Origin of the sequence: Campylobacter concisus, from assembly GCF_003048405.1 — a bacterium.
Lineage (GTDB): Bacteria > Campylobacterota > Campylobacteria > Campylobacterales > Campylobacteraceae > Campylobacter_A > Campylobacter_A concisus_Q.
Genome location: NZ_PIQS01000004.1, coordinates 58,298 through 79,469, shown reverse-complemented (window position 1 = coordinate 79,469; position 21,172 = coordinate 58,298). Strand labels below are relative to the sequence as shown.

The following is a 21,172-nucleotide window of genomic DNA, read 5'->3' as shown; positions in this document are numbered from 1 at the left end:
CTTGGCTAAAATTTGCTCGGTTTGCGCTACATTTTTGGCAAAAGGAGAAAAAGATGAAAAAATTTCTATTTATACTTACAAATCAACCATACAACGGTACCGACAATGCTTACAACGCATTAAGGCTAGCTAAAACACTAAAAGAAAAAGGCGAAGAGGTTAGAATTTTTCTAATGAACGACGCGGTCGATCTTGCGCGAAATAGCACCAAAAAGCCGGAAAACTACGACGTAGATCTAGTAGCGATGTTGAAAGAGCTATACGCTAGCGGCGCTATGTTAAAGGTTTGCGGTAGCTGCCAAACGAGGTGCGGTTTGCATGCGGGAGAGCCTTATTTCGAGGCTGAGGTGAAAGGTAGCATGGATATCTTGTCCGAGTGGGTTAGGCAGTGCGATCAAGTGATGACGTTTTAGAGTAGGCGAAAGAGAATTTATGAGCGTAACATTTAAAGTAAAAAATAAAAAGAAACTTTTCGGCGGATATGAAAAGGCGCTAAGCGAGCGTGAAATTTCAGAGGTTATAGAGGGATTTTGCTTTTTTAATGCTCAAAACGACGAGCCGAGCGAGCTTTCGCTAAACGAAAACGTGATGATATCAGGCGTACGGCAAAAGAGCGCTCGCGGTTTTGAGCTAAACTATGAAGACGGCAAATATATCGTTCGAGTCTGCACTCCAAGCGGCGTTGGCGACTGGCAGACGGCACTTTTGTTTCTTTCTAAAATTTCAGCCAAAACCGGCTCGAAAATAGAGCGCGACAATGAAGAAATTTACGATAGCGAGCAAATTTTAAAATTTGATTATGAAGCCGACATAATGTGGGGACTTGAGGCTCTAAAGGACGCAAAAGAGAAAAATCAAACGCTTTATATCTATGGCCTAGAGCGCGACGTGGCGTTTGACGCGGTTATGACAGATGAAATTTTTGCAAGCGCTAGCCCTGCGGCTAAATTTGATGAGATGATGAGGCGGGTGCAGTATCTTGACGCTTATAGCGCAAGAGAGAATTTATACGAAGATAAAAACGGGAATGAAATTTTTGGCGCATATACGCTTAGCGAAAATTTACCGACTATCTTGCCTTACGCCCCTTCTCCGTCGTGGCAGGCGCAAGAAGTTCTAGGAGAGCGTAAGGTCTCGCGCTGGATACTTACGCTAGTAGTCGGCGTAGACGATAGGGACGCGCACGTGTTCGGCGAATGCGAATACAATGCCTTTATGGCAAATTTACCAAAAGAAAAATATCGCTTCATAGACGCCGCAAATATACTGGTTGAGCCGCTTAGCGAAGAAGAGATGAGAGAAATTTTAAAAAAGGCAAACGAAGCTTAAGTTAATAAACTGCCGAAATGAAAATTCGCCTCAGACTTGCTTAAAAATTTAAGTCAGTTTCAGGCGCGGATTTAAACTCGTAAAAGCTAGGATTTTACCGGTATTGCCGCCTTTTAGGCGAAATTTAGCCTAAACTAATCTAGGATTTGCGTGATTTGAAAAAGGATAAAAATGAAAATTTTAAAAGCTATTTTCGCGGCGGCATCGGCGGTTTGCTATCTAAACTCGGCCGTTTTACCAGAAAGCGACTGGAGTAAAAAGGATCTAAAAGGCGAGGTCAAAAGCATGACGGCTACGGAGTACGAATACTCTATAGACGGCTCGGGCGCGCTAGAAAATACGCGCGTGAAGCGGACGGAGTTTAACGAAAACGGCTATATACTGCAAGAAACCGAGCATATAAACGGTGTGCCAAACAGCTCGGTTTTGTTTGAGTACGACAAAGACGGGCTAATACGCAAAAAATATCAAGATAGCGCCGTTTATCTCTACGAATACGAATTTGACGGCGAAAATTTAGTCGCGACAGCCAAAGAAAAGTATGTCGAGGATAAATTTTACCCCCGTACGGAGAAAACTACCTACGGCAAGGACGGCAAAATGATCGCTAGGACGGTGTATTCCGGCGGGACGCTAGTGATGGACGATAGCTATGTCTACGATGAAAAGGGCGTTTTAACGCGGATAGAAAATAATATGGAGCCGCGGCACGGTATAGAGATAAATTACGAACGCAAGCCAAACGGCGAATATGAAAAAATCACGCAGGCCCCGAACTCAAAATGGGTTTATTACTACGCCGCAAACGGCGACGAGATGGAGTATACGTCGGTAAGTTACTTCGGCTCTGAGGCAAAAATCGGACAAATCTTGCAGTTTAAGGATATAAGTAGGGACGAGCGGGGAAATTTGACGCGTAAAACCTCGGTCAAATTTAAGCCCGCGGACAAATACTACGAAAACGGCGACATAACGGAAATCGGCCTATACAAAAAGCTGGAAATCAGCTACGAATACTACTAAAGTAAATTTTTGAGCTAAGATTATTTTTCTGAAAAAATTTCGCCGTTTATTATAGATTTAATCGTTAAAAATCCGACTATCAAAATCGAGGCGACTAGAACCGCAAAAGCGCCTACGCCTAAAACTAAATAAAAATCGCTTTGCGTAATTTCGTAAGCTTTTAAAAACGCTATGGAGCTAGCGGCCGTCGGGAAGGTAAAAGCCCACCACGATAGGGCGAATTTGAGTTTAATAAATCTTTTATACGAAAAAAGTATAAGCGCCGCGAAAAACACGTTTATATTAAGTAGTATCGCCGCAAAAGCGTCGAATCGCTCGGTTAGTTTTACGTATCCCAAAAACGCCATAGCCGGCGGCGCTAGCGTAATGACTAGCGTCGGGACGAATTTGTCGGCTAACTTATCGCAGAAGACTAGCCTATAAAATATAACGGCGAATAAAATAATCCAGAAAAATAGCCCCAAACTAAAATAATACCAGATCGCTTGAGATTTTTCGGCTATGATCGGGATTAACAAGTTGCCCACTACGGGGATAAACCATGCTGGATTTAGCGTCGCGATATCGAATTTTTCGTCTATCCAAAAAGAAATTACGTAAAGCGTAAAAATCGTTTGCAAGCCTAAAGCCGCGTAAAAAAGCGAGTAGTATAGTCGCGGCGCGTCTTTGTATGCTAGAGCTAAAAGAAAAAGCGAGATGATAAACCCGCCGAAAAAATTTATCTTTATGGGATGCGAAAATTCGGCCTTTACTTCTTCTTTAAATTTTAAAAGCTTAAAGAGGTAAAACGCCGAAAGCAGGCAAAATACCGTGCAGTCTAGCGCTCTAAGCACCGAGAATATCTCGCCCGGCAAATCAAATATCTCGCTTAGTTTCTTATAGGCTACGCAAAGTCCTCCAAGCCCCATAGTACCGGCAAAAAGCATAATCGGCAGCGATTTTATTTTGCTTTGCGGGTCGTTTTTCTTAACGTCGTGCATTGTTTTTCTTTTCGTATTAAATTTTTATGCAATATTACCTATAATAAGGTTAAATTTTTGTAACGAAGTCACGAAAGGACAAAATGCTAAGCGAAGAGTTAAAAGAAATTTTGCGCGAGAGATTTACGAATAATTTCGATCTAGCAAGCGAGGATCTAAATGCGATCTTTGATAACGCATATCTAAAAACCGTAAAAAAGGGCGATATATTTTACTCCGGAAACGATTGCTTCGGATTTATACTTATACTAAAAGGCGTTTTAAGGGCGTTTGTGTCGTCTAGCGCAAAGGAAATAACGATATTTAGGCTAACTAAAGACGAGAGCTGCGTGCTGTGCGATACGTGTTCTATAAATTCGCTAGAAAATAAAGTAAGCGTCGAAATCGAGCAAGATAGCGAGATCATCGTTATTCCGGCGCGAATTTACAAACCTCTTAAAGAAAAATATCCGAGCATTTTAAATTTTACTCTAAAAATCGTAGCCGATCGGTTTGCCAGAACCATAAACGTTATGGAGCAGGCTTTATTTTCGCCGCTTTCGGCGCGGATTATGAATTTTTTATCCCAAAGCATCGAAAATCTAAACGAAAATTTTATAAAAATAACTCACGAAGAGCTGGCGAATCATCTAGGAAGCGCTAGAGAAGCGGTATCTAGGGTGCTAAAAGAGCTTGAGAGAAGCGGGCAAATAACGCAAAGCCGCGGCGAAATAAGGCTGGTTTCTTAAAATTTTCGTTTTAAGGTAACTTTGTTACGGAGAGGACGGCTGTTTTTAGGTAGAATTTCATAAACTCGTTTAAAAGGAGAATTTATGAAAGGACTGCAAAGAAGAGACGCTTTAAAGCTAATGGGGGCCGCGGGACTAGCCGCGAGTATGAGCGGTTGCTCGGCAACGAGCGACGAAAACGACGATATAAATTCTAAAATCGTCATAATGGGCGCGGGACTTAGCGGTATCGCGTTGGCGGCTAAACTTAGAAGAGATATGCCTAACGCCAAGGTAATTCTCGTGGATAAAGACGAGAAATTTTACTACCAGCCGGGCTTTACGCTAATCGCCGTCGGAATTTACGAAGCTAGCGACGTCGTTTACGAAAAAGCGGATTATATCCCGCAAGGAACCGAGTGGATACGCAAAAACGTATCGGAGATAAAGCCCGAAGCCAATCTACTCGTCTTAGACGACGGGAGCGAGCTTGGGTATGATTATCTAATCGTAGCAAGCGGCGTGGAATACGACTTTGAAGCCGTTAAGGGGCTGAGCTTAGAGGATATTAACGATACGAGCGGCAATATATCCTCCGTCTACACTCTACAAGGCGCCGTAAAGAGCAACGAGCTGATGAAAAAATTTTCTCAAAACGGCGGCGCGGCGGTATTTTGCGATCAAAAAACCCCGATGAAATGTAGCGGCGCAAATAAAAAAGTAACATGCATGAGCGAAGATAGGCTGAGGTTGGCCGGCAACCGCGATAAAGGCAGCGTTAATCTTTACGTCGGCGGCGGCAAGCTTTTCGGCGATCCGACTTATGCCGCGGCGATGACTCAAATAATGATAAAAAGAAAGATAAAATTTAATCTTCGCCACCAAATCGTAGCCGTCGATAAAGGCTCAAATACCGCTACTTTCGAGTTTTGGACGGCATATAGACAAAACGGCGAAGATAAAATCGCGTCCGAGCTAATCGACGTAAAATACGACTGGCTTCACCTGCCGCCTAAGCAAAAAGGAAGCGAAATTTTAGCTCGCGCCGGCCTAACCAAAGAGGGCGACAAGCTAAATTTCCTAGCCGTCGATAAATACAGCCTGCAAAGTACAAAATTTAAAAATATATTCGGTATCGGCGATATTTGCGGATTTGCGTCCGGCAAAACGGGGGCTAGCGTTAGGAAAATGTATCCGATCTTAGCTAAAAATTTAGCCGATACAATAAAAGGACGAGAACCTAGCGAGAAATTTACCGGATATACGGCTTGCCCTTTTATCACCAAATACGGCAAGGCCATAATGGTAGAGTTCGACTGGGAGGGAACGGCTCCGACGTTAGAGTGCTTCGGCGCTACCAGAGAGAGCTATATGAGTTGGCTGGTTAAAATTTACGGATTTAAACCTATGGTTATGAACGGAATGCTAAAAGCTTTAGCTTAAAGGAGATAAAATGAGCGTTTTAGATAAAACTATACGTTTGATTATAGCGGCGATTTGGTTTTTTATTTTCGGATTTATTTGCGACTGCTGGTTGTGGACGGTCGGGCTAATTCCGCTTTTAACGGGATATTACGGCTACTGCCCGCTTTATAAAATTTTTAAGAAAAGGTAAAAAAATGGTAAGCGTGAAAAGTAGAATTATTAGGGTCGTTCTGGGGCTAGTTTTTATGGTGGCAGTTTGGTATTTTTACGAGAGCTACTGGGCGTTAATCGGCCTAATTCCAATCATTGTCGGCGTTACCGGATTTTGCCCAGCGTGTAAATTCTTGGGTAGATGTTCTTTAAATTTAAAAAGATAAAAAGGGGCATTAAACGCCCCTTGCCTTGCCCTTTAGCCGTTTAAATTGCAGACTTTATTCGCGATTTGATGAATTATTTAGTTACTTTTGGCTAAAATCTCGAAAATTTAAAAAAGGCAAAACGATGAATAAAGTTTGGAAATTCGGCGACAATATCGATACCGATATAATTATCGCCGCCAGATACTTAAATACTTCCGATGAAAATATCTTAGCAAAACATATAATGGAGGATGCCGATCCTAATTTTAGCTCCAAGATAGATAAGGGCGACATTATCGTAGCGGGAGAAAATTTCGGCTGCGGTAGCTCTCGCGAGCACGCTCCTATCGCGCTTAAAGCTGCTGGCATTGGCGCGGTGATAGCTAAAAGCTACGCGAGAATATTTTATAGAAATAGCTTTAATACGGGACTTTTGATACTGGAAATCAAAGAAACGGACGAGATAAACGAGGGCGACGAACTAAAAATAGACGTAGATAACGGCGTGATCGTAAATTTAACCAGTGGCAAAGAGTATAAATTTAGCCCTATACCGCCTTTTATGCAAGAGCTTTTAAATGCTGGCGGACTTATAGAATATGCAAAAGCAAAGATGGAACAAAAATGAAAAAGTATAAAATTTGTGTTATAAAGGGCGATGGTATCGGTCCTGAAATAATCAACGAAGCGATAAAAATTCTAGACGTCGTAAGTGCTGAGTTTGGTATGAAATTTGAGTACGACTATAAGCTTATGGGCGGTGCAGCTTATGATGTATTTGGCGTGCCTTTGCCAGATGAAACGCTTAGTTCTGCTCTAAGCTCTGATGCTGTGCTTTTTGGAGCGATCGGCGGCGAGAAATGGGACAGTCTGCCAAGACACCTAAGGCCAGAGAGTGGGCTTTTAAAGATTAGAAAAGAGCTTGAAGCTTATGCAAATTTACGTCCAGCCATTGTTTTTGATGAGCTAGTGGATGCTAGCGCGCTAAAGCCAGAGGTTTTAAGAGGCGTTGATTTTGTCGTGGTTCGTGAGCTAACAGGTGGACTTTATTTTGGACAGCCACGTGAAAAAGGCGAAGATAGAGCGTTTAATACGATGGTTTATTCTAAATTTGAGATTGAGCGTATCGCAAAGATCGCTTTTGAAACAGCAATGCTTCGCAAGAAAAAGGTCTGCATGGTCGATAAGGCAAATGTGCTTGAGACAAGTCAGCTTTGGCGTGAGGTGACTAGCGAAGTGGCTAAAAAATACCCTGAAGTAGAGCTTAGCTTTATGTATGTGGATAATGCGGCGATGCAGCTAGTAAGAGCGCCAGCAAATTTTGACGTCATACTTACTGAAAATTTATTCGGCGACATCTTAAGTGATGAGGCTAGCATGGTTTGTGGCTCGATAGGACTTTTGCCAAGCGCTAGTATGGGCGGTAAAGTGGGAATTTATGAGCCGATACACGGCTCAGCACCAGACATCGCAGGGCAGGGCATAGCAAATCCGATCGCGACCATTTTAAGTGCAGCAATGATGCTAAGATACGCATTTAGCGAAAATGATGCCGCAGATGCGATAGAAAATGCTGTTAAAGAGGCGCTTGCAAAAGGTTACAGAACAAAAGATATCGCTGCTTTTAACGCAGTTGAAATTTGCTCAACTAGCGAGATAGGCGATGTTATCGCAGGATTTATCAAAAAATGAAAAACACAATCACTGAAGCACTGATCTACGAAGCTCAGGGGCTAAAAGATGATGCACTTGAAATTTATAAAAATATTTTAAAACAAGATCCATCAAACAAAGATGCCCTTAGTGCGATAAACCGCCTGAGCGGACTTCGCAAAGAGCGAGCGATAAAAAACGAGCAGATGAAAGAGTTTTTTATCAGAATGAAAAGTGATGAAGAGATAAATGAATTTAAAAGGTGGTTGATAAGATTATGAAGCTTGATGATATCGCTAGAATGGCAATTAGTGAGGTTAGTGCCGAGCTTGAGAAAATAGAAGCGTTGCAAAGTAAAAAGCAAGAAGAGCTTGAGCGAGAGAATTTAAAAAAAGAGCTTTTGGCTATAGAGTCTAATGAAAATGCACTAAATAACGAGCTAAAAGTTGAGGCAAATTTACAAAATGAGCAAGCATTTGAGGTAAAAGAGGAACCAGTAAGTTTAATAAAAAGTAGAGAGGTGAGCGAAGAGAAAATTTTCTTAGCAAACCTTGCTGAGCGCATAGAAGTGCTTTTTGAAGGGCTTAAACAAACTCCTGAGCAAAATCTTGCTTCAAGGCTTGATCTAACGACAAAATTTTTAGAATTTACCCTTGCAAATATCGAAAATAGACTCCAAAATCTCTCAAAATAAGCCATTAGACGGCTCAAAAAATGAGATAAAAATCAAAAATGAAATTTATAAAAATAGCGAGCTAGACTTTTTTAGGTCGCTATTTGCTCCATTTACTTCACGTGTCTATCTAGTTGGTGGCTGCGTGAGAGATGCATTCTTGGGGCGAGAAATTTATGATTATGACATCGAAGTTTATGACATTGAGCCTACTAAATTTAATGAGCTAATGGCTAGCATAGGCGCTAGCGGAGTTGGCAAAAGCTACTTTATCTACAAATACAAAAACTACGACATTGGGCTTCCAAGAAGCGAGAGCAAAACTGGAAATTCACACAAAGACTTTGCAGTAAGCTATATTAACGATCCAAAAATGGCGAGCCTTAGGCGAGATTTCACGATAAATGCCATGATGATGAATATCTTTAACGGAGAAATTTTAGACTTTTACGGCGGGAAGCAAGATTTAGCAAACAAGATATTAAGGCACATTGATAGTGAAAAATTTAAAGAAGATCCACTAAGGGTGCTTAGAGGAGTGCAGTTTAGCTCAAGGCTTGATTTTAGCATAGCTGATGAGACGCTAGCTCTTATGAAAAGCCTTAGTTTGGAGCATCTAAGCAGAGATAGGATAAATACTGAGCTTATTAAATTTTTTCGTGCAAAGCATCTAGAAAAAGGAGCTTATTATCTTTTTGAGCTTGGGCTTTTTAAAGAAATTTTTGGTATGCAAATTTCTATGGATGATGGGTTTTTAAGCGATCTTAAGAGTGCTAGAGAATTTGTGGATGATGAGAGGCTATTTTTGTATCTTTTGTTTGGCAAATTTGAGCTTGACGCAAAGGAAATTTTAGAGAAAATGCGTCTACCAAAGAGCTATTTTTCTATCTTAAAGCAGCCTTATTTTAAGGACATGCCAAGCGATAAAGAGCTAATGCAAATAGCTCTAAATATGCCCATAAAATCGTGGCTTGGAGCTTATAATAAAGAGCGGATAGAGCGTGCCAAGAAGCTTGGAATTTATGAGGCAAAATTTGATGCGAAAGTTGATGTGGCAGAAATTTTATCAGCTGGTTTTAAAAACGAAGATATCGCAAAAGAGATAAAACGTAGGCAAGAGCTTGAAATTTCAAAATATCTAAGCGAGCGTAAGCCTAGAAAAGATTAGTCTTTAAAACTCTTAAAAGCCCATTTTGGCTAAAATAGGCTAGTTTATAACACTTTTTAAGGCAAAGAAAGCTTATGTTTAACATAGTCCTGGTTCATCCTCAGATACCGCAAAATACTGGAGCTATCGGTAGAATGTGCGTTAATGCAAATTTAAAGCTACATATCGTTAAGCCCACTGTGTTTGATCTGAGTGAAAAGGCTGTTAGACGAGCAGGGCTTGACTACTGGAAAAATTTAAATCCAAAAATTTGGGATAGTTTGGAAGAATTTTTAGAAGCAAACTTAAGCCACAAGGATAGATTTTTCTTCGCTACTACAAAGACAAATAGGCTTTACTGCGAGGCCGAGTTTAAACCGGGAGATTTTATATTTTTTGGTGGAGAGAGTACTGGGCTGCCAAGAGAATTTATGGATATAAATTTTAAAAACGCCATAACCATACCAATGGGAAAAGAGGGCAGAAGCTTAAATTTAGCTATGAGTGCTGGTATTATCGCTTATGAGGCGATCAGGCAAAATATCGCTGAATTTGACTTTAGGAGTGAGATTTGAGAGTAGTTTTTGCTTTGGTTTTTACCATTTTAGTGGCATTTGCGAGTGAAATTAGCATCGCAACTTATAATGTGCAAAATTTATTTGATTGCAAAGATGATGGTAGCGAGTATCTTGATTTTAAAGTAGGTGTATCTAAATGGGACTGCGAGGCGGCTGATTCAAAACTACAAAGAACAAGACAAGTCATAAATGCACTAAATACAGACATTATCGCACTTCAGGAGATCGAAAATGAGCAGGTTTTAAAAGCTCTGGTAAGTGATAGCGAGTATAAATTTATAAGCTTTACAAAGGAGAAAAACTCGCCTGTTGGGCTTGGGCTTATTTCAAAGTTACAGCCAAGTGGCAGTGAAATTTTTAAAGTTCCAAATGTAAAGACGAGAAATATTTTAAAGGTTATTTTTGAGACAGAAGGTAAGAAATTTAGCATATTTGTAAATCACTTTCCAACTTATAAAAATGGCATAAATATGCAAAAAAAGGCTGAAAAAACGTTAAGAACGGCTCTAGGTAAAGAGAAAAACGCAATTATTTTGGGTGATTTTAACTCGCCCTTTGGACAAAAATCCATCCTAAATGACATCATTGCAACGAGAAATTTTTATGATCTCTATAAAGAGCTTGAGCCAAAGGATAGATATTCTCATGCAGTACATGGCAAAAAAAGAGCGATCGATCATGTTTTACTTTCACCTAGTTTTATGGAAAATGGCGATCTAAGCTATGTTAGTGGTAGTTTTGAAGTCTTTAAACCAAGCTTTGCAGTCGATGAAAAAGGCTTTGCAAAGAGCGACCTTTACTCAGATCATTTTGCGTTAAAATTTAAAATTTCAACTGATCCAAGCCCAGTAAAAAAAGGCTTTGTAAGTAAAATTTTTAAAAAAGATGAAAATAAAGCCAATAAAAAAACAAGCGAACAAGACTATAAGACGGCTGATGTAGATACGCTTTTTGATCATCCAGAGGCAGTGCCAGCAGTGATTGAAAAAGCGGTTATTATCCTAAAAGATAAGCATGGCTTTATTATCTCGAAAAATCACCGCGGAATTTATGTTTATGATCCTAAAAATAGCGTTATTGTAGGCGAAGAGCTAGATATTTTAGTAAGGCGAATGAAAATTTATAAAGATGCGCTTGAAGTCAGCTCTTATGAGATCATAAATGAGCACGGCACAAAAGATATTAGCGAAAATTTACTAGATGCATCGCAATTAAGCGAAGCTAGAAGTGGAGATGTCTTTGCTAAAATTTCTGGCAGACTAGAGAGAGGTTACCTGCATACACCATACGGTAAGATCAGAGTTTATAGTAAGAAAAAGCTAAAAGATGGCGAGTATAGTTTTGAAAATGTGAGAGTTAAAATTTATAAGAGAGAAAACCAAATCGTTGTGGAGTAGAGAGTGCAAATTTTAGATATTTTTATGATTACGGCGTTTGTTTTATTTCTTATTTTTATGATAAGAGGCGTCATTTTACAGTCGCAGGAAAAGGAGAGAGTAAGAAAAATGGTAAGAGAAAAAAGAGAAAATTTTAATAAAAAGAGTGAAATATGAAAGAGTTATTATTAGAGATCGGAGTTGAAGAGCTTCCAGCGATACCGTTTTTAAGGGAGCTGCCAAATATCAATGCTAAATGGCAGGCTGTTCTTGAAAAATATAATCTTGTAAGTCCTTTTAAATTTTATTATACGCCGCGTCGTTTAGTCTTTTTCCATGAGAAATTCCCACTAGCTCAGCCAGATAGTGTGGCTAGCTTTATCGGTGCACCAAAGCAAGTGGCACTAAAAGACGGAGCTTTCACAAAGGCTGCGCTTAGCTTTGCAAATAAATGCGGCATAGATGAAAGTGAGCTTAAATTTAAAGAGATAGACGGGAAAGAGGTGCTTTACTACGAAAAAGAGGTAAAAGGCGAGCTGGTTGCCAAGATAATGGGTGACATGGTTGAGGAGTTTTTAAAGAGCCTAAATTTTGGCAAGTCTATGCGCTGGGGCAACGGCGAGTTCGAGTTTATCCGCCCGATAAGATCGTTTTTGTGTTTACTTGGCGATGAGGTCATAAAATTTAATAAATTTGGCATAGAGAGCGGTGATTCAACCTATCCGCATAGAAGCATTAGCTATGACAAGATAAAAATTTTAAATATAAAAGAGTATTTTGAAGGCTCAAAGAGCCGTGGTGTCGTGCTTGAAGCGGATGAGAGAGAGAAAATAATCCTTGTTGAGTTTGAAAAAATTAGCCAAAAAAGCGGGCTAAAGATCGAAATCGATAAAGACTTGTTAGCTGAAGTCGTGGCGATCACTGAGTATCCGACAGCACTTCTTGGCTCGTTTGAAGAGGAATTTTTGGAGGTGCCAAGCGAGGTCATCATCACTTCCATGAAAGAAAATCAGCGCTACTTCCCAGTCTTTAAAGATAATAAGCTCGCAAATGGCTTTGTAGTCGTTAGTAACGCCATAACGCAGGACTATTCGCTCATCATTAAGGGCAACGAAAAGGTGCTAAGAGCAAGGCTGAGTGATGCGATGTTCTTTTGGCAAAGCGACCTAGCACACGAATTTGGTCCAGAAAAACTAAAAAATATAACTTATCTAAAAGAGCTTGGAAGCATCTACGAAAAAGAGCTTAGAGAGCTAAAAGTAGCTAAAAAGCTTGCTAGCAACTATGATGAGCTACTCAAAAAAGAAGCTGGCGAGTACGCGGCTAAGCTTGAGCGAGCTGTGATGCTAAGCAAGGCTGATCTTACAACTCAGATGGTTTATGAGTTTACCGAGCTTCAAGGCATCATGGGCGCTTACTACGCAAAGGCAAAAAACGAGGATAAAGATGTCGTTTTAGCCATAAAAGAGCAGTATTTGCCAGACGGCGAGGAGGCGGAGTGCCCAAGCAAGGTCTTTAGCTCGGTTGTGGCGCTTTCAAATAAGCTTGATACGTTAATGGGGCTCTTTAGTATCGGTAAAATCCCAAGCGGCACCAAAGATCCATACGCTCTAAGACGTGCGGCAAATGGCGTGATAAAGATCGTTTTGGCACATAATTTGAAATTTAACGTAAAAGAAATTTTAGAAGATATCGCAAAAGAGTATAAGAAATTTGACGTTGAAGTGCTTATAAATTTCATCCTTGATAGGCTCTACACCTTCTTTGACGCAAACGCTTCTATCGTAAAAGCGTGCATAAAAAGCGGCGAAAAGGATATCTTGGAGCTAACAAAGATGATAGAAGCACTTGCTAAAATTTCTAGCGAGCCAAGCTTTAGAGAGAATTTCTCTACATTTAAGCGCCTTGCAAATATCATCAAAGACGATAAATTTAGCAAGGTCAATGAGAGCCTCTTTGAGATAGATGCTGAAAAAGCCCTAAATAATGCGTTTAAGGCGGTTGATAAGAGCCTAGCATACGAGCCAAGGCTAAAAGCGCTATTTGCTCTAAAACCGCAGATCGATGAGTTTTTTGACAAAGTTATGATAAATGTTGAAAATGAGAAAGTGCGAAACAATCGCGTCGCGATCATCGGTCAAATTTATAGTGAGATACTAAAAGTAGCTGACATAAAAGAGATCAGCTTTTAAATTTTACGCCAGCTTCAGGCTCTTGCCTAGGCTGGCTTTAAATTTACTACCTAAAAATATCAAATTCTGGCTCATAAGCCTTAGTTTTTACCCCAAAATATCCAAGAACTGAGCTAAATATAAAATCATGTGAAAGGCTCTCATCTCTCCTAGTTTTTAGCCTTTTTAAAAGCTCACTATCGCTTGAAAAGATGATGGCTGGGATGTGTTTTTGCTCATCTGGAGCGATAGAATATGGCAGACCATGTAAATATATGCCATTTTCGCCTAGGCTCTCCCCGTGATCTGAGAAAAAGAACATAGTGACTTCAAATTTATCTTTTCTTGCTTCAAGGGCATTTATCGGCTCGCTTTGTAGATAGTCCTCGTATAAAATGGTGCTGTCGTAGGTGTTTGCTATCTCTTCTGGTGTACATTTGTTTAGCTCGGCAGTATCGCAAGTTGGGGTAAATTCTTTAAATTTGCTTGGGTAGCCTTTGTAGTAGATAGGGCCGTGCGAGCCTTGCAGATGTAGCACGATAAAGGTGGTGGAATTTGCATCTTCGATGACCTTTTTGCCTCATCAAATATCACTTCGTCAAAACCTTCTGCTCTGTGATCTGAAGTATGGTTTTGATCAAGATTGTCGCAAACCACTACTCCTATTTTTTTCGCAGCTGCCACTATTGTTGCCAAAAAAGTATGTTTTTATGCCAAGTTTATTGATGATATCAACTAAATTTTCTCGAGCTTTTGCTTCACGGTTACTAAAATTTTCTCGCTTTAAGTCTGAAGATAGGCAAGGTACACTAGTCTCTGTGGCTGTTCCACATGAGTAGAAATTTGTAAAACTTACCACACCTTTTTGTTTAGTAAATTTATTCGTATCATTTTGGTGTAGCCATTTAGTGAGTAGTTTCTGCTTCTTTGCGTCTCGCCAGCTATCAAAACTAAAATTTTCTTTTTATCATCAGCTAGTACCGCATCATCTGCTACATAAGTAAAAGGTAGTGGTTTTTGTGTGATCGATTTTACTAGCTTTGCAGCCGAGTAGGCGGGATAGTATGGTAGCAATGCCGGTTCTTAAATTCGAGTGTTCTCTAAAAAATGGTATAAAAATTTTAGGCGTTAATGAAAATATGTATCGGCGTGCATTTAAAATGAGAGTATCTTGCATTTAAAATGAGAGCGAGAGTTCAATCAACTTATCTTTCTACTATCATTTTAAATACAAGATGACTCTAAAGCCGTCTACATTTGTTAAAGGACATTTAAACACTCTTTAAATATAGATATAATAGCATAAACCAAACATACATATAAGAAAAGATGACTTATGGAAAATATTGAAAAATATAGACAAATAGAATCAACCTTAAAATTGTTGTTGGGCAATAAACATGAAGTCTCTCTAAAGCAAATTTTAGATGAAATAGACATCTACTTACAATGGCTATCTAGTATAAAGTCAAAATATAGAATTACAAAAGAATATCCATTAGAACATATATCAGAACAAATTTTCTCAGACATTACAAGAGATAATTACAAAATGCATGTTTTAGCTATGAGTATCACTATAGAAGAAGTAAAGTCTGACCTAAAAAGAATATGCCAGGAGGATAAAGACGGTAGCAACATAAAAGCAAATAGTAATAATTACGTTAAGGGTTTATTGGCGTTACTTAACGACATAATACTGGATATTAATGAAGTGATGTGGCAAATAGAAGAAATAATATTTCAAAATCCACAAACAACAAAGAGCGGAAGAAGAAGACTTTTTTGCGGAAGAGAGATTTTTAGTACGTCAAAGAATATTGTAAGGAGACTAGTTGACTATAGTGGTATATCTTATTCGTCAGCATCTGTATTTCTGATAAGACAAGCAATAGAGGTCGCTATTTTAAGAGCATTAGGAATAATCGCTTTTGTAGATAAAGATGGCAAAGAGCAAAAATTTAAAATGGATGAAATTTTTAATTTTATAAAAAATAATAGAAAAAATATAAAATTTCCAATAGAATTTTCTATTCTTAATAAAATTATAAAATGGTCCGACGTATATGTACATAAGGGGATAATGTATTATCACTGGCAAATAATAGTAGCTCAGAAAGTTTTGTTACCACTATTTCGTACCGGTACTGATGGAAAAAATTATAGTTTATCTGGTGCCATTCAAATTAATAGACAATTTTACGAAAAAGAACTGGATAAAGAACTTATTAAATTTTTGGAATTAAGAGATGACGTTACAGCACGTAGGCTAAAAAATCCTGATTCTTTGCTTACTGATAAAGTTTTTGAATATAACTAACCTTGTTTTTCTTTTTCTTATTTTAGCTATACTTTAAAAAGCAAGAAGTGGTTACAGGCCTCACCCCTCAAACTCCACATCACATGTATAGTCTTTGCTTGTCAGCCTATGCTCCACGCTTTTAATGCTAAATTCATTGTTTTGTAGTCCTGGAATACCTTTAAATTTTAGCTTTCCGCCTGCTACTATGTTTGCACCAGGTACCAAGCATCTACCATTTATACCGCCGCGTTGCAATTCATTTAGCTTGCTTTCACCTTGTTTGAAGGCTTCATTATCGCTCTTTGGCTGTGGGATCTGCATTTTATAGACCTGCTCGCCACTTCCTACCTTGATACTCTTTGTCTTTCCCTCGCTCACATCTTGTCATTCAAGCACGACAGCTGTATAACTATTTCTATTTGCCTCGGTGATTTCAAGAGAGAAAAGCTCGTTGAGACTGAGTTCAAATTTAGGCAGGTTTTTAACCCGTCTCACTTTTTTTGTAAAAAATTTCTCATTTTTAACCTTAATGTAAAAAATGAGATTTTTCACCCCTCAAACTCAATCTCTATTTCGTAATTATCCGTACTTAATCTATGACCTGCGCTCTTTATACTAAATTCGTTTGCTTCTAGCCCCGCTATACCGCTAAATTTCAGCTTTCCGCCTGCTACTATATTTGCGCCGGGTAAACTACACCTGCCGTTTATGCCGCCCTTTTGTAGCTCGTTTAGCTTTGCTTCGCCTTGCCTAAAAGCCTCGTTGTCGCTCTTTGGTTGGGCTATTTGCATCTTGTAGATTTGATCTCCTGCACCCACCTTAATACTCTTTGTTTTACCCGCTTCTATGTCTTGCCACTCTACTATGACCGCTCCGTAAGAGTTTCTGTTTGCCTCCGTAATCTCTAACGAGTAAAGCTCGGCTAAATTTAGGGTAAATTTAGGCAAACTCTCGTTTTTAGGGGTATTTGACGTTTGCGTTTCGTCTCCCTTTGCATCTTTTGCGGCTATGACGATGGTGTTATTTTTGACAGCCATGATAAAGCCGTAATCAAAGCACAGCCCATACAAGAAATCTAGATCTCCCGCGTCGTTTTGCAAGACGGAGGCGATGTTTTGATCTTGTCCGGACGTTTTTACGGCAAGTTTATTTTCGTCGGCTATTTTTCTTGCTATTTCAAATACGGTGGTGTTCTCCCAGCTTCTGCGCTTTTTGATTTTTTGAGGGCTTGCGAAGTTTACGGCAGTGGCTCTTACTTCCGTAGCGTAGTTTTTGTAGTCTCTGCTTGCGGTCTGGACGCTAAACGAGCCGCAAAGATAAAGATCCTCCCCATATCCTAGCCAAAGTTTAAGACTATCTCCGAATACGGGCTTGGCGTATATACCGCTAACGCTAAAGCTTATCTCGTCGCTTTTGCTGCCTTCCTTGTCGTCGAAATTTAGACTGATGAGATTTGCTTTGATAATCTCCGTAATATCTTTGCCGTTTGCTTCGAGCTTGAAATTCGGGTGTTTTACCATAATTTGGCCTGTTCTTTGGCTTTCTCTTTTATCTCGGGCAAAAATACCCTATCGCCCGCTTTAAGCGTAGCGGCTAGTTTTGGATTTAGGGCTAAAACCTGCTCAAAAAATCTTAAATACCCATAATGCGCGTAAACGATAGTATCGAGCCTATCGTTATCCTTAGCTATGTAAATTTTAGTCATAATCTCTCCTGAGCTCCAAACTAAAGCTCTGCGTAAAAAACGCTCCGTTTGGGGTAAATACAGCTTGTTTTTCGCTGATTTTAACAACCGCGAACCTGCCAAAATATTTGCCGTTTCCGTTGGTTAGCGCATAGCTTTGCCTACTGTGCGCTAGCTCGTAAAGCCTTTTTAATGCCGTTTGTTTGTCGCCGTTATAGGGCATGGTCTGGCCCTCTATGTTCACGATTTGGTTTCCTAAATTTGCCGCAAATAAAGCCGGATGATTTTGGATACGGTCCTGCGAGCTTATGCCAAACTCGGTCTCCAAAGATATACCGCCTACTTGTTTCCAGTTAAATTTAAAGCCTCCTAAATTTAAGACCATATCTCTACCTTTGCTCTCTTATTTCTGTATTGACGCTATTAAATTCATCTCTTTTAAGCGCCTCTTTGACGCTTCTTGTGATTTGAGCTTTAAAGCTTTCCAGATCGAATTTGCCGTTATTTGAATTAAGTAAAAAATCGCCGTTAAAGCTTATATTGATATTTGCCCCGCTTGCGGTAGCCGCTACTGCGGTGGCTTGCGGGGAGGCGGGGTTAGACGCCGCGAATAAGGTCTCTTTGGCCTTTATCGGCGCGTTTTGAGGTTCTTCGTCGTTAAACCAAGAAAAGGGGTTATACCAGTTACTCTCTTTGCCGTCTCCTATACCAAGAGCGTCTTTCGTCCAATCAGTAGCCGCCCCGAGCACGTTGCCGATAGAGCTAACGGTATCTACGACCCACTTAAATTTCTCGGATACCCAATCAAAAAAGCCTCCGAATATAGATCTCCACCACTCTACGACCCCGTCAAATATTGAACTAAAGAAATTTGAAGTAGCCTCCCAATAAGGCTTTACGTTCTCCCAAATGTTTTCAAAAAAGGTTTTCACCTTATCCCAATTTTCTATAATCCATGCCGCGCCCGCCCCGAGAGCTACTACCAAAGCCCCGATTCCGGTAGAGATGAGGGCTAGGCGCATTATCTTCATGCCGGCCGCGGAGGCTATAAAGCCGGCACGTAAAAAAGCTAGCCCTCTACCTAGTATCAAAGAAGCACCCGCGGCGATTTTCGTAGCTCCGCTCCAAGCCGCGGTTAGTATTAACGCAGATCTTAGCCTAGCGCCTACTAATAGCATACTAAACGCATGGGCTTTCGCCGCGAGCGTCGCGCCCGCTAAACTAAACGCGTGAGCGCTCCACCTAGCCGCCGCTACCAAATTTAAAGGATTTAAAAATTTAAGCATTTTAACGACGCCCAAAAAGCCGTCCGCAACGCTTAAAAGCGCGATTTTACCGATAAGTAAAAGCGGCTTAAACATCATAAAACCCGCAACCGCGCTTACTATTACGGTGCTCGTCGTAGGAAACTTAGAGTTTAGCTCGCCAAGCGTACCGGCTATCCCGCCCAGCGCCGAAGCAAGGAGGTTCGCAAGCGGTAAAAACGTCTCTCCAAGATTTGAGCCTAAATTTCTCCACGCCTGCGTCAATCTTTCTATGCCTGATTTCGTAGTATCTAGCTTGGTTTGAAGCTCTTTTTGCATAGATCCTATCGCTTCGTTTGAGCGGGCTAATCTCATGTTTTCTTTAAGGGCGTCTATGTTGGTGACGAGCCCCGCGATTTCGTCGTTAAAATTTCCGCCCACTAGATCGTATAAAAGCCCCGCTTGCTTATCCTTATCGGCTTTTGAAATCGCTTCTAAAAACGTAGTTATCGCGCCCGCGGCGTCTTTAGCCAGAGCCGCTTTTAGATACCCGGCGTCCATACCGATACTAGCTAACGCTTCTTGAAACGCTTTGCCTTTTTTATCCGCCATCGATAGGGTCGAATAAAGCGCATTTAAGCTAGTGCCCACGACCGACGTAGCTTTACCGGTGCTTAGCATGGTAGAGCTAATGGCGGCCGCATCAGTAGCGCTTAATCCGATTAGACTCGCATTTGCGGCCGTTAGCGCCGTAGCTTCGAATATCTCGTCCGCATTTGCGTTGGTTACTTTGTTATCGAGCAAATTTACTCGGTCGAAAAAGTCGTTTAAAAGCTCTAAATTATCCATTTTAAAGCCGACTTTCATATTATTGGCCGCGCGAGACAAGGCGTCCGCGCTCATTTCAAACGCGACCGAGCCGGTAGCTAGCATCTTCGTATAGACTACTAGTTCGTCCCCTTTTAAATTTATTTTACCGCCACCTACGGCTATTTGAGCGATATCGCCGAAGCTTTTTCCTAGCGAGGTGCTTAGTCCTCTCATGCTATTTTTTAACGTAGTTAAATTTTCATCGGTGTCGTCTACGTATTTTTTAACGTTGGCAAACGCCGCTTCGTCGTCGATGGCTAGCTTAATAGGCAAACCGATAGCCGCAGAGTTGGCGATAGCGCCTAGATTTAAGGTAAGTTCGCTAAAAAGCTCTTTTCTTGCCGATTTTATTTGCGCCGATAGGCTGGAAAGCTTGGCGCTATCTAGGCTCGTAACGGCGTTTTTGGCCTGCGAAATTTTACTTTTTAAACCGTCGAATCCCTTTTTTAACTCCGAAATTTGACTTAACCCTTTAACGGCTAGGCCTATACTAATACCGATTTGCGAGTTGTCCATAATTTTCCTTTAATATATGCTATAATCCGTGAAAAGGATTTAAAATGGCTTTTCTTGTTCCGATTTTTATATTTTTATTTTTCTATGCCTCGCCGGTAGGGTTTTGGCAGACATTAATCGCTTTGTTTTTCGGACTAGGTTTGTTAGGCGGCTTAATAGGCGGAGTTGGCGCCGTTTTAAACGCTACTAGAATATTAAAAAAATCTAACTAACTCCGCTTTTGGCCTTTAAAATTCGCTCTGAAATTTTAACGAACTCGCTAAAATCTATTATGTCTAAATCTAAAATTTCGTTATAGCCGAACCCCAAAACGTAAGCTACCGACGCTACGGCCTCGTTATTTATGCCTATTTTTTCGCAGGTTGCAAAAAATCCTTAATCACCTCCTCGATCGCTTTAAAATCAAGCATATCAAGGCTTTCTACTTCGTCGCTTGACATATTAGCGCAGCTAACTACTAGCTTGATCGCTCTCTCGTCGTCGCTTTTTTCAAGCCCGGCTAGCTTCATAACTCTAACCGTAGGCGCGAAAATTTCTACTTCTTTGCCGTTAATAGGCAACTTAATCGTCATTTTTCTCATCATATATCCTTTTAAATTTTAGTTTTATTTATTCGCCCAAATTTGAGCGCACTTGCGCCAAATAATCCACACCGCCTATAAGGCATATCATGTTTTCGACGTCTAGTAGCGCTACTGGGACTTTGCCTATATTTATATCTAAAAAATGAACGGCTAGCTTGACGCTCACCTCCATCTCTTTACCGCTTTCAAAGCTTCCCGGATCTATCTCGGTAATATCCCCGGTAACCGCCATAGAAAAAGGTTCGGGAGAGCCTTTGCCGGATTGAAAGATGCTAGCCTTGAATAAAAAAGGAATTCTGTTATTCCAAGTGTTGAGTCCATAACCCAAGTATGTGTTCCTATCGAGCACGCTTAGCTTAAACTCCATTTCCACCGGCTTTATCGTTCCGCTTGCGAAATTGCCTCCAAGAGCCCCTTTGGCTTCGATCGTCTCTTGTTCTATCTTTGGTATAGTGAGCGATTTAACTACGCCCAAATATCCTTGACCGTTTATGAATACGTTTGCTTCCTGGATAACCTGAGGAATTTGTCTTTTTACCATTTTTTACTCC

At 40.4% G+C, this 21,172-nt stretch carries 27 protein-coding genes and 1 pseudogene; 17 read left to right on the top strand and 11 right to left on the bottom strand.

Going from position 1 to position 21,172, the window contains the following annotated elements; all coding sequences use genetic code 11:
* Positions 1-53: 53 nt before the first annotated feature.
* The 3 genes from CVT18_RS08185 to CVT18_RS08175 all read left to right on the top strand — a co-directional run bounded on the left by CVT18_RS08185 (position 54) and on the right by CVT18_RS08175 (position 2,352).
* Positions 54-413 carry a DsrE/DsrF/TusD sulfur relay family protein gene (locus tag CVT18_RS08185; protein ID WP_085658300.1) on the top strand — a complete coding sequence of 120 codons (360 nt, stop codon included), beginning with the start codon at positions 54-56 and terminating at the stop codon, positions 411-413.
* A gap of 19 nt (positions 414-432) precedes the next feature.
* A complete protein-coding gene (locus CVT18_RS08180; RefSeq protein ID WP_103628698.1) occupies positions 433-1,329 on the top strand; it encodes a DUF4299 family protein in 897 nt (298 codons plus the stop codon).
* A gap of 171 nt (positions 1,330-1,500) precedes the next feature.
* Positions 1,501-2,352, top strand: a complete 852-nt coding sequence (locus CVT18_RS08175) for a hypothetical protein (RefSeq protein WP_103628697.1) — start codon at positions 1,501-1,503, stop codon at positions 2,350-2,352.
* 20 nt (positions 2,353-2,372) lie between these two features.
* On the opposite strand, the gene CVT18_RS08170 is transcribed toward CVT18_RS08175, so the two are convergent.
* Positions 2,373-3,332, bottom strand: a complete 960-nt coding sequence (locus tag CVT18_RS08170) for an SLAC1 anion channel family protein (RefSeq protein WP_103628696.1) — start codon at positions 3,330-3,332, stop codon at positions 2,373-2,375.
* Positions 3,333-3,415: 83 nt separating this feature from the next.
* On the opposite strand from CVT18_RS08170, the gene CVT18_RS08165 reads away from it, so the two are divergent.
* From CVT18_RS08165 to glyS, 12 genes are all read left to right on the top strand, one after another.
* Positions 3,416-4,060, top strand: coding sequence for a Crp/Fnr family transcriptional regulator (locus tag CVT18_RS08165; RefSeq protein ID WP_103628695.1), 645 nt, complete (start codon positions 3,416-3,418; stop codon positions 4,058-4,060).
* A gap of 84 nt (positions 4,061-4,144) precedes the next feature.
* Positions 4,145-5,482 (top strand): NAD(P)/FAD-dependent oxidoreductase, encoded by a 1,338-nt coding sequence (locus CVT18_RS08160; protein WP_103628694.1) that lies wholly within the window; start codon positions 4,145-4,147, stop codon positions 5,480-5,482.
* A gap of 10 nt (positions 5,483-5,492) precedes the next feature.
* A complete protein-coding gene (locus CVT18_RS08155) occupies positions 5,493-5,654 on the top strand; it encodes a DUF2892 domain-containing protein (RefSeq protein ID WP_021091464.1) in 162 nt (53 codons plus the stop codon).
* A 4-nt stretch (positions 5,655-5,658) separates the two neighbouring features.
* The gene (locus tag CVT18_RS08150; RefSeq protein WP_103628693.1) at positions 5,659-5,841 is read left to right on the top strand and encodes a DUF2892 domain-containing protein; all 183 of its coding nucleotides are present in this window, start codon (positions 5,659-5,661) and stop codon (positions 5,839-5,841) included.
* Between the two features lie 124 nt (positions 5,842-5,965).
* The gene (locus CVT18_RS08145) at positions 5,966-6,451 is read left to right on the top strand and encodes a 3-isopropylmalate dehydratase small subunit (protein ID WP_103628692.1); all 486 of its coding nucleotides are present in this window, start codon (positions 5,966-5,968) and stop codon (positions 6,449-6,451) included.
* A complete protein-coding gene (leuB, locus tag CVT18_RS08140) occupies positions 6,448-7,515 on the top strand; it encodes a 3-isopropylmalate dehydrogenase (protein WP_103628691.1) in 1,068 nt (355 codons plus the stop codon). Before CVT18_RS08145 ends, leuB begins: the two co-directional genes overlap by 4 nt.
* Complete coding sequence (locus tag CVT18_RS08135) at positions 7,512-7,757, top strand: hypothetical protein (RefSeq protein WP_021089560.1); 246 nt, start codon at positions 7,512-7,514, stop codon at positions 7,755-7,757. Before leuB ends, CVT18_RS08135 begins: the two co-directional genes overlap by 4 nt.
* Complete coding sequence (locus tag CVT18_RS08130) at positions 7,754-8,170, top strand: CiaD-like domain-containing protein (RefSeq protein WP_107824435.1); 417 nt, start codon at positions 7,754-7,756, stop codon at positions 8,168-8,170. Before CVT18_RS08135 ends, CVT18_RS08130 begins: the two co-directional genes overlap by 4 nt.
* Complete coding sequence (locus CVT18_RS08125; RefSeq protein ID WP_107824434.1) at positions 8,130-9,317, top strand: CCA tRNA nucleotidyltransferase; 1,188 nt, start codon at positions 8,130-8,132, stop codon at positions 9,315-9,317. The genes CVT18_RS08130 and CVT18_RS08125 overlap by 41 nt, the downstream gene beginning before the upstream one ends.
* Positions 9,318-9,391: 74 nt before the next feature.
* Positions 9,392-9,871, top strand: a complete 480-nt coding sequence (locus CVT18_RS08120) for a tRNA (cytidine(34)-2'-O)-methyltransferase (protein ID WP_103628688.1) — start codon at positions 9,392-9,394, stop codon at positions 9,869-9,871.
* Positions 9,868-11,271: an endonuclease/exonuclease/phosphatase family protein gene (locus CVT18_RS08115; protein ID WP_103628687.1), complete on the top strand. Its 1,404-nt coding sequence runs from the start codon at positions 9,868-9,870 to the stop codon at positions 11,269-11,271. Before CVT18_RS08120 ends, CVT18_RS08115 begins: the two co-directional genes overlap by 4 nt.
* A 152-nt stretch (positions 11,272-11,423) precedes the next feature.
* Entirely contained in the window at positions 11,424-13,442 is a 2,019-nt protein-coding gene (gene glyS / locus CVT18_RS08110; RefSeq protein WP_103628686.1) for a glycine--tRNA ligase subunit beta, read from the top strand.
* Positions 13,443-13,488: 46 nt separating this feature from the next.
* Here the strand turns inward: glyS and CVT18_RS10555 are convergent, their stop codons facing one another.
* The 3 genes from CVT18_RS10555 to CVT18_RS10545 all read right to left on the bottom strand — a co-directional run bounded on the left by CVT18_RS10555 (position 13,489) and on the right by CVT18_RS10545 (position 14,495).
* Complete coding sequence (locus tag CVT18_RS10555; protein WP_265094537.1) at positions 13,489-13,989, bottom strand: sulfatase-like hydrolase/transferase; 501 nt, start codon at positions 13,987-13,989, stop codon at positions 13,489-13,491.
* 69 nt (positions 13,990-14,058) lie between these two features.
* Positions 14,059-14,280, bottom strand: a complete 222-nt coding sequence (locus CVT18_RS10550; RefSeq protein ID WP_234410317.1) for a sulfatase-like hydrolase/transferase — start codon at positions 14,278-14,280, stop codon at positions 14,059-14,061.
* Positions 14,274-14,495: a hypothetical protein gene (locus CVT18_RS10545; RefSeq protein ID WP_234410316.1), complete on the bottom strand. Its 222-nt coding sequence runs from the start codon at positions 14,493-14,495 to the stop codon at positions 14,274-14,276. The genes CVT18_RS10550 and CVT18_RS10545 overlap by 7 nt, the downstream gene beginning before the upstream one ends.
* A gap of 262 nt (positions 14,496-14,757) precedes the next feature.
* Here CVT18_RS10545 and CVT18_RS08100 point away from each other — a divergent pair, with 262 nt between their 5' ends.
* On the top strand, positions 14,758-15,741 hold the full coding sequence (locus CVT18_RS08100) for a hypothetical protein (RefSeq protein WP_103559441.1): 984 nt from the start codon (positions 14,758-14,760) through the stop codon (positions 15,739-15,741).
* Between the two features lie 60 nt (positions 15,742-15,801).
* On the opposite strand, the pseudogene CVT18_RS08095 reads toward CVT18_RS08100, so the two are convergent.
* From CVT18_RS08095 to CVT18_RS08075, 5 genes and pseudogenes are all read right to left on the bottom strand, one after another.
* Positions 15,802-16,206 (bottom strand): annotated as a pseudogene (locus CVT18_RS08095) (phage tail protein); the annotation flags it as partial.
* Between the two features lie 65 nt (positions 16,207-16,271).
* The gene (locus CVT18_RS08090; RefSeq protein ID WP_107824433.1) at positions 16,272-17,243 is read right to left on the bottom strand and encodes a phage late control D family protein; all 972 of its coding nucleotides are present in this window, start codon (positions 17,241-17,243) and stop codon (positions 16,272-16,274) included.
* Positions 17,237-17,428, bottom strand: a complete 192-nt coding sequence (locus tag CVT18_RS08085; RefSeq protein WP_107824432.1) for a tail protein X — start codon at positions 17,426-17,428, stop codon at positions 17,237-17,239. Before CVT18_RS08085 ends, CVT18_RS08090 begins: the two co-directional genes overlap by 7 nt.
* Positions 17,421-17,792 (bottom strand): phage tail protein, encoded by a 372-nt coding sequence (locus CVT18_RS08080; protein WP_107824431.1) that lies wholly within the window; start codon positions 17,790-17,792, stop codon positions 17,421-17,423. The genes CVT18_RS08085 and CVT18_RS08080 overlap by 8 nt, the downstream gene beginning before the upstream one ends.
* A 4-nt stretch (positions 17,793-17,796) precedes the next feature.
* The gene (locus tag CVT18_RS08075; RefSeq protein ID WP_107824430.1) at positions 17,797-20,037 is read right to left on the bottom strand and encodes a phage tail tape measure protein; all 2,241 of its coding nucleotides are present in this window, start codon (positions 20,035-20,037) and stop codon (positions 17,797-17,799) included.
* Between the two features lie 44 nt (positions 20,038-20,081).
* Here CVT18_RS08075 and CVT18_RS10205 point away from each other — a divergent pair, with 44 nt between their 5' ends.
* Positions 20,082-20,249: a hypothetical protein gene (locus CVT18_RS10205; protein ID WP_159071496.1), complete on the top strand. Its 168-nt coding sequence runs from the start codon at positions 20,082-20,084 to the stop codon at positions 20,247-20,249.
* Positions 20,250-20,384: 135 nt separating this feature from the next.
* On the opposite strand, the gene CVT18_RS08070 is transcribed toward CVT18_RS10205, so the two are convergent.
* Complete coding sequence (locus CVT18_RS08070; RefSeq protein ID WP_107824429.1) at positions 20,385-20,618, bottom strand: phage tail assembly protein; 234 nt, start codon at positions 20,616-20,618, stop codon at positions 20,385-20,387.
* Positions 20,619-20,646: 28 nt separating this feature from the next.
* Entirely contained in the window at positions 20,647-21,162 is a 516-nt protein-coding gene (locus CVT18_RS08065) for a phage major tail tube protein (protein WP_035144811.1), read from the bottom strand.
* Positions 21,163-21,172 lie beyond the last annotated feature (10 nt).

Coding starts and splice junctions, on each gene's coding strand:
- CVT18_RS08120 (WP_103628688.1), top strand. CDS start 9,392: ATGTTTAACATAGTCCTGGTTCATCCTCAGATACCGCAAAATACTGGA.
- CVT18_RS08145 (WP_103628692.1), top strand. CDS start 5,966: ATGAATAAAGTTTGGAAATTCGGCGACAATATCGATACCGATATAATT.
- CVT18_RS08160 (WP_103628694.1), top strand. CDS start 4,145: ATGAAAGGACTGCAAAGAAGAGACGCTTTAAAGCTAATGGGGGCCGCG.
- CVT18_RS08130 (WP_107824435.1), top strand. CDS start 7,754: ATGAAGCTTGATGATATCGCTAGAATGGCAATTAGTGAGGTTAGTGCC.
- CVT18_RS08165 (WP_103628695.1), top strand. CDS start 3,416: ATGCTAAGCGAAGAGTTAAAAGAAATTTTGCGCGAGAGATTTACGAAT.
- CVT18_RS08090 (WP_107824433.1), bottom strand. CDS start 17,243: ATGGTAAAACACCCGAATTTCAAGCTCGAAGCAAACGGCAAAGATATT.
- CVT18_RS08175 (WP_103628697.1), top strand. CDS start 1,501: ATGAAAATTTTAAAAGCTATTTTCGCGGCGGCATCGGCGGTTTGCTAT.
- leuB (WP_103628691.1), top strand. CDS start 6,448: ATGAAAAAGTATAAAATTTGTGTTATAAAGGGCGATGGTATCGGTCCT.
- CVT18_RS08155 (WP_021091464.1), top strand. CDS start 5,493: ATGAGCGTTTTAGATAAAACTATACGTTTGATTATAGCGGCGATTTGG.
- CVT18_RS08085 (WP_107824432.1), bottom strand. CDS start 17,428: ATGACTAAAATTTACATAGCTAAGGATAACGATAGGCTCGATACTATC.
- CVT18_RS08080 (WP_107824431.1), bottom strand. CDS start 17,792: ATGGTCTTAAATTTAGGAGGCTTTAAATTTAACTGGAAACAAGTAGGC.
- CVT18_RS08100 (WP_103559441.1), top strand. CDS start 14,758: ATGGAAAATATTGAAAAATATAGACAAATAGAATCAACCTTAAAATTG.
- CVT18_RS08170 (WP_103628696.1), bottom strand. CDS start 3,332: ATGCACGACGTTAAGAAAAACGACCCGCAAAGCAAAATAAAATCGCTG.
- CVT18_RS08135 (WP_021089560.1), top strand. CDS start 7,512: ATGAAAAACACAATCACTGAAGCACTGATCTACGAAGCTCAGGGGCTA.
- CVT18_RS10205 (WP_159071496.1), top strand. CDS start 20,082: ATGGCTTTTCTTGTTCCGATTTTTATATTTTTATTTTTCTATGCCTCG.
- CVT18_RS08070 (WP_107824429.1), bottom strand. CDS start 20,618: ATGAGAAAAATGACGATTAAGTTGCCTATTAACGGCAAAGAAGTAGAA.
- CVT18_RS08180 (WP_103628698.1), top strand. CDS start 433: ATGAGCGTAACATTTAAAGTAAAAAATAAAAAGAAACTTTTCGGCGGA.
- CVT18_RS08185 (WP_085658300.1), top strand. CDS start 54: ATGAAAAAATTTCTATTTATACTTACAAATCAACCATACAACGGTACC.
- CVT18_RS08075 (WP_107824430.1), bottom strand. CDS start 20,037: ATGGACAACTCGCAAATCGGTATTAGTATAGGCCTAGCCGTTAAAGGG.
- CVT18_RS08065 (WP_035144811.1), bottom strand. CDS start 21,162: ATGGTAAAAAGACAAATTCCTCAGGTTATCCAGGAAGCAAACGTATTC.
- CVT18_RS08150 (WP_103628693.1), top strand. CDS start 5,659: ATGGTAAGCGTGAAAAGTAGAATTATTAGGGTCGTTCTGGGGCTAGTT.
- glyS (WP_103628686.1), top strand. CDS start 11,424: ATGAAAGAGTTATTATTAGAGATCGGAGTTGAAGAGCTTCCAGCGATA.